Source organism: Achromobacter sp. NPDC058515 (genome assembly GCF_042721735.1).
GTDB lineage: Bacteria > Pseudomonadota > Gammaproteobacteria > Burkholderiales > Burkholderiaceae_B > Achromobacter.
Window position 1 is genome coordinate 30,727 of the sequence record NZ_JBHXNI010000007.1, and the last position, 12,159, is coordinate 42,885.

Annotated in this window: 10 protein-coding genes; 8 read left to right on the forward strand and 2 right to left on the reverse strand. The window is 67.0% G+C overall.

Annotated elements, in window-relative coordinates; all coding sequences use genetic code 11:
* Window positions 1-327 precede the first annotated feature (327 nt).
* From ACFWP0_RS13940 to ACFWP0_RS13970, 7 genes are read left to right on the forward strand one after another with little or no spacing between them, the layout of a single operon-like run.
* Window positions 328-2,499, forward strand: coding sequence for a 4Fe-4S binding protein (locus ACFWP0_RS13940; RefSeq protein WP_377842840.1), 2,172 nt, complete (start codon window positions 328-330; stop codon window positions 2,497-2,499).
* Window positions 2,500-2,552: 53 nt separating this feature from the next.
* Window positions 2,553-4,469: a TAT-dependent nitrous-oxide reductase gene (gene nosZ, locus ACFWP0_RS13945; RefSeq protein ID WP_377842843.1), complete on the forward strand. Its 1,917-nt coding sequence runs from the start codon at window positions 2,553-2,555 to the stop codon at window positions 4,467-4,469.
* An 8-nt stretch (window positions 4,470-4,477) separates the two neighbouring features.
* On the forward strand, window positions 4,478-5,776 hold the full coding sequence (locus ACFWP0_RS13950; protein WP_377842844.1) for a nitrous oxide reductase family maturation protein NosD: 1,299 nt from the start codon (window positions 4,478-4,480) through the stop codon (window positions 5,774-5,776).
* Window positions 5,773-6,678 carry an ABC transporter ATP-binding protein gene (locus ACFWP0_RS13955; RefSeq protein ID WP_377842847.1) on the forward strand — a complete coding sequence of 302 codons (906 nt, stop codon included), beginning with the start codon at window positions 5,773-5,775 and terminating at the stop codon, window positions 6,676-6,678. Before ACFWP0_RS13950 ends, ACFWP0_RS13955 begins: the two co-directional genes overlap by 4 nt.
* A complete protein-coding gene (locus ACFWP0_RS13960) occupies window positions 6,675-7,505 on the forward strand; it encodes an ABC transporter permease (RefSeq protein WP_377842849.1) in 831 nt (276 codons plus the stop codon). Before ACFWP0_RS13955 ends, ACFWP0_RS13960 begins: the two co-directional genes overlap by 4 nt.
* An 11-nt stretch (window positions 7,506-7,516) precedes the next feature.
* Window positions 7,517-8,002: a nitrous oxide reductase accessory protein NosL gene (locus tag ACFWP0_RS13965; protein ID WP_377842850.1), complete on the forward strand. Its 486-nt coding sequence runs from the start codon at window positions 7,517-7,519 to the stop codon at window positions 8,000-8,002.
* A gap of 45 nt (window positions 8,003-8,047) precedes the next feature.
* Complete coding sequence (locus ACFWP0_RS13970; protein WP_377842852.1) at window positions 8,048-9,043, forward strand: FAD:protein FMN transferase; 996 nt, start codon at window positions 8,048-8,050, stop codon at window positions 9,041-9,043.
* A 62-nt stretch (window positions 9,044-9,105) separates the two neighbouring features.
* Here ACFWP0_RS13970 and ACFWP0_RS13975 read toward each other — a convergent pair whose 3' ends face one another.
* Entirely contained in the window at window positions 9,106-9,891 is a 786-nt protein-coding gene (locus ACFWP0_RS13975; protein ID WP_377842854.1) for an inositol monophosphatase family protein, read from the reverse strand.
* Between the two features lie 131 nt (window positions 9,892-10,022).
* Here ACFWP0_RS13975 and ACFWP0_RS13980 point away from each other — a divergent pair, with 131 nt between their 5' ends.
* Window positions 10,023-10,802 carry an RNA methyltransferase gene (locus tag ACFWP0_RS13980; protein WP_377842855.1) on the forward strand — a complete coding sequence of 260 codons (780 nt, stop codon included), beginning with the start codon at window positions 10,023-10,025 and terminating at the stop codon, window positions 10,800-10,802.
* A gap of 308 nt (window positions 10,803-11,110) precedes the next feature.
* On the opposite strand, the gene ACFWP0_RS13985 is transcribed toward ACFWP0_RS13980, so the two are convergent.
* Window positions 11,111-12,100, reverse strand: a complete 990-nt coding sequence (locus ACFWP0_RS13985; RefSeq protein ID WP_377842858.1) for a Bug family tripartite tricarboxylate transporter substrate binding protein — start codon at window positions 12,098-12,100, stop codon at window positions 11,111-11,113.
* Between the last annotated feature and the right edge of the window lie 59 nt (window positions 12,101-12,159).

Genomic DNA, 12,159 nt, shown 5'->3' on the forward strand with positions numbered 1-12,159 from the left:
AGCGGCCGATGCACGCGCGCCGGCCATATGCCGATGCCGTTGCCGCCGCGCACCAGTGTAGGGCTGCCCCATTTTGGCGCGCTTGACATCCGTCAAGCAGACCATCGCATACCCCGCAAATATAGGGATCATCCCCTACGGATCGTAGGGCTATTGCCGGCGCCGAGGGCTGGATTGACAAACCGCAAGCCTGATCCCGTTGCATGTTCGTAGGATGCCTGTAAGCAAACACGACCAATAGAGTTCAGCATGCGCGGCAGTACAGCAGCAAGTCACGGATACACACGATGCATTCAGGCCGCGCTCTTTGCTTTATGGCTGTCGTGCATGTTCATCGGACATGCGGCGCAGGCCCAGCGCCTGCCGGAGTTCCTGGCCTCCACGCCGATTGACGCCGTGTTTCCCGGCGCCGACCGCGTGGGCCCCGCCGAAGGCAAGCCGATGGTTGCGCGCGCCTATTCGGGCGACCGGCAGCTCGGCCTCGTCTACCTCACTTCCGATGTGGTCAACACCCGCGGCTACTCCAGCAAACCCATCGACGTGCTCGTGGGGCTATCGGACAGCGGACGCATCGTCGGTGCAAAGCTGGTCGAGCATCACGAGCCCATCGTGCTGATCGGCATCCCGCAGTCCAAGGTCGACCATTTCATACAGGGCTATGTCGGCCTGAACTTCGTGGAGTCGCCCCCTCGCCATGGCGCGCCGCCGCCCGTCGACATCGTCAGCGGCGCCACGGTCACCCTCATGGTGATCGGCGACACCATCACGCGGTCCGCCATCGCGGTGGCGCGCGCGCACGGCATCGACAAGGCCGGCGCATCGCGCCAGGCCGCGCCCGCCGCGGCCGCCCGCGTCCTGGACGAGGGGCAGGCCGAGACGCAATCATGGCAGGCGCTGCTCGATTCGGGCGCGGTGAGAAACCTGCGCCTGTCGCCGGAAGACGTGAACCAGGCATTCCTGCAGTCGGGCAGGAAGGATGCGGCGGAGCATCGCGAGAGCGGACAGGACGACACATTCATCGACCTCTATGTCGCCCTGGTCAGCGCCCCTTCCATCGGCCGCAGCCTGCTGGGCGACACGGGATGGCAGCGCCTGAAGGAACGGCTCAAGCCGGGCCAGCAGGCGGTGCTGGTCGCCGGCAATGGCGCCTACTCGTTCAAGGGCTCCGGCTACGTGCGCGGCGGCATCTTCGACCGCATCGAGGTCGTCCAGGACGAAAGCAGCTTCCGGTTTCGCGACCGCAACCATCAGCGCCTGGCGGACGTCAGCGCGGCGGGCGCCCCGGCGCTGCGCGAGGTGGCGCTGTTCGTCGTGCCCGAGGACGCCGCGCTGGACCCGGTCAAGCCCTGGCGCCTGCAGCTCATGGTGCAGCGCGTGCTCAGCGTCTCCGACAAGGCCTTCGTCACCTTCGACCTGCCCTACGAGCTGCCGCGCGCCTACACCCGCGCGGTCGAGCCCGCCGCGCCCGCGCCGCAGGCCCCCGCGGCCGCGCCTGCCGCCGACGCGGCGGACGCCGCGCCCGCCCTGTGGAAGCAGATCTGGCAGGGCAAGGCCGGCCAGATCGCCATCCTGACCGCGGCGCTTACTGTGCTGGTCGGCATCTTCTTCTTCCAGGACCAGCTTGCCGCCCGCCCCCTCCTGCACGACCGGCTGCGCCTGGCGTTCCTGGCGTTCGCGCTGTTCTGGATCGGCTGGTATGGCCAGGCGCAGCTGTCCATCGTCAATGTGCTGACGTTCTTCTCCGCTCTGCGCACCGATTTCCGCTGGGAGTACTTCCTGATGGACCCGCTGGTGTTCATCCTCTGGTGCGCCACCGCGATCTCGATGGTGTTCTGGAACCGGGGCGCGTTCTGCGGATGGCTGTGCCCGTTCGGCGCCCTGCAGGAGCTCTCCAACCGCGTCGCCAAGCGCCTGGGCGTGCGCCAGCTGAAGATCCGCCATGGCGTGAACCAGCGGCTGTCGACTCTGAAGTACGTGATCTTCCTGCTGCTCTTCGGCTTCTCGCTGTATGACCTGGCGGTCGCGGAACAGCTCGCGGAGGTGGAGCCCTTCAAGACGGCGATCATCCTGCATTTCATGCGCTACTGGCCATTCGTGGCCTTCGCCGTGGCGCTGCTTGTTGCCGGGCTGTTCGTCGAGCGCTTCTTCTGCCGCTATCTCTGTCCGCTGGGCGCCGCGCTCGCCATTCCCGCCCGGCTGCGCATCTTCAACTGGCTGCGGCGCTACCGCGACTGCGGCAACCCCTGTCAGCGCTGCAATCTCGAATGCCCCGTGCAGGCGATCGACCCGACCGGGGAGATCAACCCGAACGAGTGCATCCAGTGCCTGCACTGCCAGATGCTCTACCACCACCAGCAGAAGTGTCCCCACCTGATCCAGAAGAAGGCCAAGCGCGAGCGGCGCGCCGCCCCGGCCGCCGAGCCGGCGGTGCAGGAGGTCGTCATGCGCCGCGCCCCGAACATGAGCGCGCCGGCAAGCCGGCCGCCCGCCGAGTCCTGAACCCCGACTTTCGTACCGCGGCGCAGCGCGCCGTTCCTATCTAGGAGTTATCCATGTCCGACAAGACCCCCGAAAAGGCTGGCCTCACCCGCCGAAGCTTCCTGGGAACCGCCGCCATCACCGGCGCAGCCGGCCTCGTTGCCGGCGCGCATATGCCCGCCGCGCACGGCAAGGAGGGCAAGCCTGGCGCCGGCGGCGTGCTTGGGCATGTCGCGCCGGGCGAGCTCGACGAATACTATGCCTTCAATTCCAGCGGCCAGTCGGGCGAAGTGCGGGTGCTGGGCCTGCCGTCCATGCGCGAGCTCGTGCGCATCCCCGTCTTCAATCATTGCAGCGCAACCGGCTGGGGCCGCACCAACGAAAGCCGCAAGATCCTGATGGACGGGCTGACGCCGGAAACCCGCGAGTACCTGAAAGACAAGGGCGGCGTCTTCCCCAACGGCGACGCGCACCACCCTCACCTGTCGTTCACCAACAAGACCTACGACGGCCGCTACCTCTTCATCAACGACAAGGCCAACAACCGGGTCGCGCGCATCCGCCTGGATGTGATGAAGACCGACAAGATCACCGAGCTGCCCAACGTCTCCGGCGTGCATGGACTGCGCCCACAGCGCTATCCCCGCACCGGCTATGTGTTCGCCAACGGCGAGCACATCGTCCCGCTGCCCAACGACGGCAAGGTCCTGGACGACGCCAAGAAGAACTTCTTCGCCATCTACACCGCCATCGACGGCGACACGATGAAGGTCGCGTGGCAGGTCCTGGTGGACGGCAACCTGGACAACGGCGACGCCGACTACCAGGGCAAGTACTCCTTTGCCACCTGCTACAACTCGGAAAAGGGCGTGACGGTCGAGGAAATGTCGGCCAACGAGCAGGACTGGGTCGTGGTCTTCAACATCAAGCGCATCGAACAGGCGATCAAGGACGGCGACTTCAAGACGATGGGCGGCGTGCCCGTCGTGGACGGCCGCCACGGATCCAAGTACACCCGCTACATCCCGGTGCCCAACTCGCCCCACGGCTGCAATGCCGCTCCCGACGGCATCCACCTCATGCTCAACGGCAAGCTGTCGCCCACCGTGACGGTGCTGGACGTGCGCACGCTGGACGACCTGTTCGACGACAAGATCAAGCCGCGCGACTGCGTCGTGGCCGAGCCGCAACTGGGCCTGGGCCCCTTGCATACGGCCTTTGACGGCCGCGGCAACGCCTACACCACGCTGTTCATCGACAGCCAGATGGTCAAGTGGAACATCGACAAGGCCAAGCGCGCCTACAAGGGCGAGAAGGTCGACCCCATCATCCAGAAGCTGGACGTGCACTACCAGCCCGGGCACAACCATTCCACCATGGGCGAGACCATCGAGGCCGACGGCAAGTGGCTCGTGTCGCTAAACAAGTTCTCGAAGGACCGGTTCCTGAACGTGGGCCCGCTCAAGCCCGAGAACGACCAGCTCATCGACATCTCGGGCGACGAGATGAAGCTCGTCCATGACGGCCCCAGCTTTGCCGAGCCGCACGACATGTGCCTGGTGCACCGCTCCAAGATCAACCCCATCAGCGTCTGGAAGCGCGACGACCCCATGTGGGAAGACGCCCGCCAGATGGCCAAGAAGGACGGCGTGTCGCTGGACGACGCCGCCAAGGTGGTGCGCGACGGCAACAAGGTCCGCGTGTACATGATGGCGGTCGCGCCCATGTTCAGCATCAAGAAGTTCGAGGTCAACCAGGGCGACGAGGTCACGGTCGTGGTGACCAACATGGAGGTCATCGAAGACCTGACGCACGGCTTCACGCTGGAAGGCCACGGCATCGCGATGGAGATCGGGCCCCAGGCCACGTCCTCGGTCACGTTCAAGGCGGACCGCCCCGGCGTCTACTGGTACTACTGCCAGTGGTTCTGCCACGCGCTGCACATGGAGATGTCCGGCCAGATGATCGTGCACCCCAAGAAGTCCGCCTAAAGCGCCTTATGGCTTTCATCGCAACCCTGCAATCCGGAGGACGCGCCGTGGCCGGCATCTTGCTGGCCGGCCTCGGCCTGGCGCTGCCCGGCGCCGCTGCGGCGGCCACGGTGGACCTGGCCGCCGGCGCCGACCTGGCGCAAGCCATCGCCGCCGCGCAGCCTGGCGACCGGCTGCGGCTGGCGCCGGGCGCCTATGCCGGCGAGATCGTCATCGACAAGCCCTTGACGCTGGAGGGCCCGGAGGACCGCTCCGCCGTCATCGCCGGCACCCGCCAGGGGCGCACCTTGTGGATCAAGGCTGCGGACGTTTCGGTGCGCAACCTTACCGTCACGCGCTCTGGACTGAGCCTGCCGGAAATGGACGCGGGCGTGTTCCTGGACCGGACCGCGCACCGCGCCGTGGTGGAGCGCAACGACATCCTCGACAACCTGTTCGGCGTCTACATATGGGGCCCGGACGACGCGATGGTGCGCGGCAACCGCATCGTGGGCAACCGCGAGCTGCGCGTGGCCGAGCGCGGCAACGGCGTCTCTTTGTGGAACACGCCAGGCAGCGCGGTGGTGGACAACGATATTTCCGCGGGCCGCGACGGCGTCTTCGTGAACACCAGCAAGAAGAACCGTTTCGTCGGAAACCGCTTCCATGAGCTGCGCTATGGGGTGCATTACATGTACACCAACGACAGCGAGATCAGCGGCAACGTGTCGACCGGCAACGACATCGGCTACGCCATCATGTATTCCCACCGCTTGATCGTCACAGGCAACGTGGCGGTGAACAATGTGGAACAAGGCCTGATGATGAACTACGCCAACGATTCGAACATTTCCGGAAACACGGTGGACGGCGCGGGCAAGTGCGTGTTCATCTACAACGCCAACAAGAACCGGTTCCGCGACAACCATTTTTCCAATTGCGATATCGGCGTGCACTTCACCGCCGGATCGGACGGCAACGAGATTTCCGGCAATGCCTTTGTCGGCAACAAGAACCAGGTCAAGTACGTGGGCACCCGCGTGCTGGAATGGTCGGCCGGCGGGCGCGGCAACTACTGGAGCGACAACACCGCCTTCGACCTGAACGGCGACGGCATCGCCGATACGGCATACCGTCCGAACGACGTGGTGGACCAGTTGCTGTGGCGCGCGCCCGCCGCGCGCATCCTGCTCAACAGCCCCGCCATCTCGGTGGTGCGCTGGGCGCAATCGCAGTTCCCGGCAATCCTGCCCGGAGGCGTCATCGACAGCGCGCCGCTGATGAAACCCACCGCCGCATCCGCGCGACACGCCAAGGAAACACAATGAGCACCGCCCTGGTGACGCTTTCCGGCGTCAGCAAACACTATGGAACGCACCGGGCCATCGACGGCCTGGACCTGGATCTGCATGAAGGCGAATGCGTGGCGCTGGCCGGGCACAACGGCGCCGGCAAGAGCACGCTGATCAAGCTCGTGCTGGGCCTGATCCGCCCATCGCACGGACGCGTCACGCTATTCGGCCAGGATGCCGACAGCCCCGCGGCCTCGCGCCTGCGCGGGCGCATCGGCTATCTGCCCGAAACCGTGGCGCTGCATCCGGCGATGACGGGCGCGGAGACCCTCGCCTTCTACGCGCGCCTGAAGCGCCAGCCGCTGGCGAACAACCCGGCGCTGCTGGAAAAGGTAGGCATTTCCGGCGCCGCCAACCGCCGCGTCGGCGGGTACTCCAAGGGCATGCGGCAGCGGCTGGCGCTGGCGCAGGCCTTGCTGGGCGAGCCGCGCATCCTGCTGTTCGACGAGCCCACCACCGGACTGGACCCCGCCTCGCGGCTGACGTTCTACGAGATCGTGCACGAGCTGCGCGCAAAGGGAGCGACCATCCTGCTCAGCACGCACGCCCTGTCGGAACTGGCCGGCCACGCCGACCGCATCGTCGTCATGAAGGCGGGGGTCAAGATCGCCGACGGCGCCATGCCCGCGCTGCGCCAGGCCACCGGCCTGCCGATACGCATCCGCATGACGCTCGCGCGCACGGATCCGTCGTATGCGCCGCCGCCGCAATGGCGCCGCATCGACGCCGGCCGGTACGAACGGCTGTGCACCGAAGCGGAAAAGGTGGACGCCATCCGCGGCATCGGCGCCATCGCCTCGCCCATCAGCGACCTGGACATACAAGTGCCCGGGCTTGATGACATCTATGCCCATTTGCTTGAACGGGAAGACGCATGAACGCGGTATACACCATCATCGGCAAGGAGATCCGCGACGGACTGCGCAACCGCTGGGTCCTGGCGACGTCCCTGCTGCTGGCCGCCCTGGCGCTGGCGCTGGGGCTGCTGGGAAGCTCCCCCACCGGCGCGGTAAAGGTCGACCCGCTGACCGTCACGGTTGTCAGCCTGTCCAGCCTGTCCATCTTCCTGGTGCCCCTGATCGCCATGCTGCTGGCCTACGACGCCATCGTGGGCGAAATCGACCGCGGCACCATGGCCCTGCTGCTCAGCTACCCGGTATCGCGCTGGCAGGTGATCGTCGGCAAGTTCATCGGCCACCTGGCCATCCTGGGTATCGCCACCGGCGCCGGCTACGGCTCGGCGGGCCTGGCGCTGCAATGGGTCTATGGCGGCATGGACGCCGGCGCATGGAAGCCCTTCGCGCTGCTGATCGGCGCCAGCGTGCTGCTGGGCGCGAGTTTCCTGGCCATGGGCTACCTGGTCAGCACGCTGGTGCGCGAACGCGCCACCGCGGCCGGCATCGCGCTGGGCGTCTGGCTGTTCTTTGTCGTGATCTACGACATGGGGTTGCTCGGCGTGCTGGCCGCCGACCAGGGCCGCCACGTAACGCCGGGCCTGCTCAATGCGCTGCTGCTGGCCAACCCGTCGGACGTGTACCGGCTCTTGAACCTGACCGGCTTCGAGAACATCTCGATGTACGCGGGCATGGCGGGCGTGAGCGACCAGGCCAGGCTGCCCGTGCCGCTGCTGGTGGCGGCGCAGTTGCTGTGGATCGCCATTCCGTTCCTGCTCGCGTCGGTGTTCTTCAGAAGGAAGCAGCTATGAGGCCCGCGCGCATGGCCTGGACCCTGGCCTTCCTGCTGGCGCTTGCCGCCTGCGGCAACGACGATCCGCGTGCCGGGATTCCCGCGCCGCAGGCGGTCACCGCCGAAGCCGTGGGCCACTACTGCGGCATGGCGCTGCAGGACCACGCCGGGCCCAAGGGCCAGATCTTCGTCAAGGGACGCCCCGCGCCGGTGTGGTTCTCGTCCATCAAACAGGTGTTCGCCTACACGCTGCTGCCCGAAGAGCCCAAGGGCATCAGCATCATCTACGTCAACGACATGGCCGCCGCGGGGCCGGACGGCGCGGCGGACCCCGCGTCCTGGATCGACGCGAAGCAGGCCTTCTACGTGATCGGCGGCGGCTTCATCGGCGGCATGGGCGCCGAGGACGCCATGCCGTTTTCCGACCGGACCCGGGCGCTGGCCTTTGCCCAGGCCCACGGCGGCCGGGTCGTGAGCTTCCCCGACATGCCGGAAGACTATGTCTTTGCCCAATAGCGCGGAGCGCGCCGCCCCTCTCACCCTTCATCACTGCAAATCGCCATGACCAATCCCGCCCGCCGCCGCTTCATCGGCATCGTCGCCGCGTCATCCGCGCTGGCGCTCACTTCCGGCCTGCGGCGCGCGCATGCCGCCATCGCCCCCACCACCTGGCGGGGCGCGGCCCTGGGCGCGGACGCGGAACTGCGGCTCTACCACCCCGACCGGCAGGCCGCCGAGGCACTGATTGCCCGGGCGCTGCAGGAACTGCGCCGCCTGGAAGGCATATTCAGCCTGTACCGGGACGACAGCGCGCTGGCGATCCTGAACCGCCAGGGATTCCTGGAGGATCCGCCTTCCGACCTGCTGCGCCTGCTGAGCGAAAGCCGGCGCTACGCCGCGCTGACGGGCGGCCTGTTCGATCCGACCGTGCAGCCGCTGTGGCGCCTGTATGCGGAGCATTTCGCCCGGCCGGGCGCGGACCCGGCCGGCCCGCCGGCTGCTGCGGTGGCGCAGGCGCTGGCGCACGTTTCCTGCCAGGCAGTGGAGCTCGATGCCCAGCGCATCCAGATGCGCCCGGGCATGGCGGTAACGCTCAACGGCATCGCCCAGGGCTACATCACCGACCGGGTGACGGAACTGTTCAGGAACGCGGGCCTTGCGCGGGCCCTGATCGACATGGGCGAGATACGCGGCCTGGATCCCTCCGCCCGCCCCATCGGCTGGAAGGTCGGGCTGGCCGATCCCCTGGCGCCCGAGCAGATCCTGGCGCAGGTGCCGCTCGCCAATCAGGCCCTGGCGACCTCGGGCGCCTATGGCACCCCGCTGGACGCGGCGGGCAGGTTCTCGCATCTGTTCGACCCGCGCAGCGGCCTGGCGCGCCCGCGCTATCGCAGCGTATCCGTCATGGCGCCTACCGCGACCGCCGCGGACGCGCTGTCCACGGCCTTCTCGCACATGCCCCTGGAAGACACGCAGAAGATCGTGCGCAGCCTGGGGCTGAACGCCTGGATGGTGCTGCCGGACGGCCGCCTCGTCGCGCAGGCGGGCGGCGCCTGAACGTCATCGCGGGGCAGAAAAAAACCGGCCAGATGGCCGGTTTCTTTTTGCGCGCGTGGACTTTACGCGGCCGGGGGCGAATTCAGCGCGGACAGCATCTGCGTGAAGATCTTCGGGCTGGCGGCCAGCACGTTGCCGCTGTCCATCCAGCCTTGCTCGCCGTCGAAGTCGGCGACCAGGCCGCCGGCTTCCAGGACCATCAGGCTGCCCGCAGCCAGGTCCCAGGGCTTCAGGCCCACGCCGCAGAAGCCGTCCAGGCGGCCCGTGGCCACGTAGGCCAGGTCCAGCACGGTCGAGCCCAGGCGGCGCACCCCGGTGGCGCCTTCGGCCATCTGGCGAAAGCGCTGCGAGCCCGTTTCCGGATCGCTGGTGTTGGGCCAGTGGGCGCCCAGCAGCGCGTCGTGGTAGCGGGTGCGGCCCGAGACGCGCACGCGGCGGTCGTTCAGGAAGGTGCCGCTGCCGCGGCTGGCCGTGAACAGTTCGTTGCGCGACGGGTCATAGATGACCGCCTGCGTGACCTGGCCGCGCTGCGTCAGCGCGATCGACACGGCGTAGTTGGGCAGGCCGTGGATGAAGTTCGTCGTGCCGTCCAGGGGATCGATGATCCACTGGAACTCGGCCTGGTCCGGACCTTGCAGACCGAATTCCTCGCCCAGCACGGCATGGTCCGGGTAAGCGGCATGCAGCGTTTCGACGATGGACTCCTCGGCGGCGCGATCGACTTCCGTGACATAATCGCGCGGCCCCTTGCGAGCCACGCTGAGTCGTTCCAAATCCATGCTGGCACGGTTAATAATGGTGCCGGCACGCCGGGCCGCCTTGATGGCGATATTGAGCATCGGGTGCATAAAATTCCGTACGAATGCGATGAGTTGGCTTGATGGTAGGCCGCTTGCCGCCCCCCGGGTCCGCCGTTGCCCCAACCGGGGAAATCGACCCAAAAAACCAGGAAGGCACTAAGCCAAACGTGCCATTTTAAATGACTCAAGCATTTTCACGTGTTCGCTTCGTAATGGTGAACCCCAGCCACCCCGGAAACGTCGGTTCGGCGGCCCGCGCGATCAAGACGATGGGCTTCTCCGAGCTGGTCCTGGTGGAGCCCAAGTTCCCGGATGTAACCAGCCAGCCGGAGGCCGTGGCGCTGGCCAGCGGCGCCCTGGACGTGCTGGAAAACGCCCGGATCTACGGTTCGCTCGAAGAGGCGCTGGCCCCCGTCACCCTGGCCTTCGCCCTGACCGCCCGCGTGCGCGACCTGGGCCCTCCGCCCTGCGATATCCGCCAGGCGGCCGATCTGGCCTGCTCCCATCTGGCCGAAACCGCCGAGGGCGTGGCCGCCGTGGTGCTGGGCACCGAGCGCGCAGGGCTTACGAACGCCCAGATCGCGCTGTGCCATCGTATTTGCCACATCCCTGCCAACCCCGAGTACAGCTCGCTGAACGTCGCCCAGGCGCTGCAATTGGCCGCCTGGGAGCTGCGCTACGCGCTGCTGGTGGACCAGGGCGCCGCCCTGTTGCCCGCCTCGACCGCCCAGGAGCCCTCGCGCGGCGCGGAGCCGGCGTCCAGCGAAGCGGTCCAGGCTTTCCTTGCGCACTGGGAAGAAGCGCTGATCGGCGTGCAGTTCCTGGATCCGGCCCACCCCAAGAAGCTGATGCCGCGCATGCGGCACTTGTACTCGCGGCTGTCCCTGACCCGCGACGAGGTCGACATGATGCGCGGCGTCTGCACGGCGATGCTCGCCAAGACAAGGCGGAAAGACTAGCGCCGGCGCGCCCCGGTGTCAGACACCAGTCCCCGGTGTCTGACACCCGTGCGGGACGGACTTCAGCCTGAACGAGCGCTTCAAGGGTGTCAGACACCTGCGCTTCATGCCTGCGGCGAAAAAAAAGTGCACCCGACCCCGGTGTCTGACACCCGCGCGTGGACGGGCGCTTCAAGGGCGTCAGACACCTGCGCCGCTTCAAGGGTGTCAGACACCTGCGCTCCATGCCGGCGGCAAAAAAAAGGGACGGGCATCGCCCGTCCCTCGCGCATCGATGTCCCGGCGGCATGCCGCCGGGGAACCGAAGATCAATCCACCTTGGCGCCCGAGGCCTTGACCACCGGGGCCCAGCCTTCGACTTCGGACTTGATGAACTGGCCGAATTCCGCCGGCGTGGTCTTCACGCCCACGGCGCCCAGCTTTTCGAAGCTGGTCTGCACGGAGGCCTTGTCCAGCGCTTGCTGCATGGCGGCGTTCAGCTTGTTCACCACTTCCGGCGGGGTGCCGGCCGGCGCGAGCAGGCCGAACCATGACGAGACGTCGAAATCGGTGAAGCCCGATTCCTTCATCGTGGGCAGGTCCGGAGCGCTCTTGGAGCGTTCGCTGGTCGTCACGGCCAGGGCGTGCAGCTTGCCCGACTGGGCGTGCGGCCAGGCCGACGGCATGTTGTCGAACATGAACTGCACCTGGCCGCCGATCAGGTCGGTCATGGCCGGGGCGCTGCCCTTGTAGGGCACGTGCAGCACGTCGATGCCCGCCTTCATCTTGAACAGCTCGCCCGCCATGTGGATGGACGTGCCGCTGCCGGACGAGGCGAACGCCAGCTTGCCGGGGTTCTTCTTGGCGTAGTCGACCAGCTCTTGCACCGACTTCACGGGCACTTGCGGGTTCACGACCAGGATGTTGGGCACCTTGGCGCCCAGGGCCACGGGCGCGAAGTCCTTGGTCAGGTCGAACGTGACGTTCTTGTACAGCGTCTGGTTGATGGCGCTGGTCACGGCCACGAACAGCAGCGTGTAGCCGTCAGGCGCGGCGCGCAGGACCTGGTCGGTGGCGATGTTGCTGCCGGCGCCGGGCTTGTTCTCGACCACGAACGATTGGCCCAGGGTCTCGGTAAGCTCCTTGGCCATGATGCGGGCGATCACGTCGGTGGTGCCGCCGGCGGAAAAACCGACCACGATGCGGACGGGCTTGTCGGGATAGGCGGCATGGGCGGAACCCATGGCAAATGCGCTTGCGGCGGTGGCCAGAAGGGTGGCGGCGAGGCGCCGCAGGCCAGGCTTTTGACCTGTAGTCATAGTGTCTCCGTGCAGGTACTGTCCATTAGATGGACGATTCGAATTATTGGATGCTGCAT

What these genes read in the sequence shown, in the direction of transcription:
- ACFWP0_RS13940 (WP_377842840.1), top strand. Translation starts at nt 328, where the DNA reads ATGTTCATCGGACATGCGGCGCAGGCCCAGCGCCTGCCGGAGTTCCTG.
- nosZ (WP_377842843.1), top strand. Translation starts at nt 2,553, where the DNA reads ATGTCCGACAAGACCCCCGAAAAGGCTGGCCTCACCCGCCGAAGCTTC.
- ACFWP0_RS13950 (WP_377842844.1), top strand. Translation starts at nt 4,478, where the DNA reads ATGGCTTTCATCGCAACCCTGCAATCCGGAGGACGCGCCGTGGCCGGC.
- ACFWP0_RS13955 (WP_377842847.1), top strand. Translation starts at nt 5,773, where the DNA reads ATGAGCACCGCCCTGGTGACGCTTTCCGGCGTCAGCAAACACTATGGA.
- ACFWP0_RS13960 (WP_377842849.1), top strand. Translation starts at nt 6,675, where the DNA reads ATGAACGCGGTATACACCATCATCGGCAAGGAGATCCGCGACGGACTG.
- ACFWP0_RS13965 (WP_377842850.1), top strand. Translation starts at nt 7,517, where the DNA reads ATGGCCTGGACCCTGGCCTTCCTGCTGGCGCTTGCCGCCTGCGGCAAC.
- ACFWP0_RS13970 (WP_377842852.1), top strand. Translation starts at nt 8,048, where the DNA reads ATGACCAATCCCGCCCGCCGCCGCTTCATCGGCATCGTCGCCGCGTCA.
- ACFWP0_RS13975 (WP_377842854.1), bottom strand. Translation starts at nt 9,891, where the DNA reads ATGCACCCGATGCTCAATATCGCCATCAAGGCGGCCCGGCGTGCCGGC.
- ACFWP0_RS13980 (WP_377842855.1), top strand. Translation starts at nt 10,023, where the DNA reads ATGACTCAAGCATTTTCACGTGTTCGCTTCGTAATGGTGAACCCCAGC.
- ACFWP0_RS13985 (WP_377842858.1), bottom strand. Translation starts at nt 12,100, where the DNA reads ATGACTACAGGTCAAAAGCCTGGCCTGCGGCGCCTCGCCGCCACCCTT.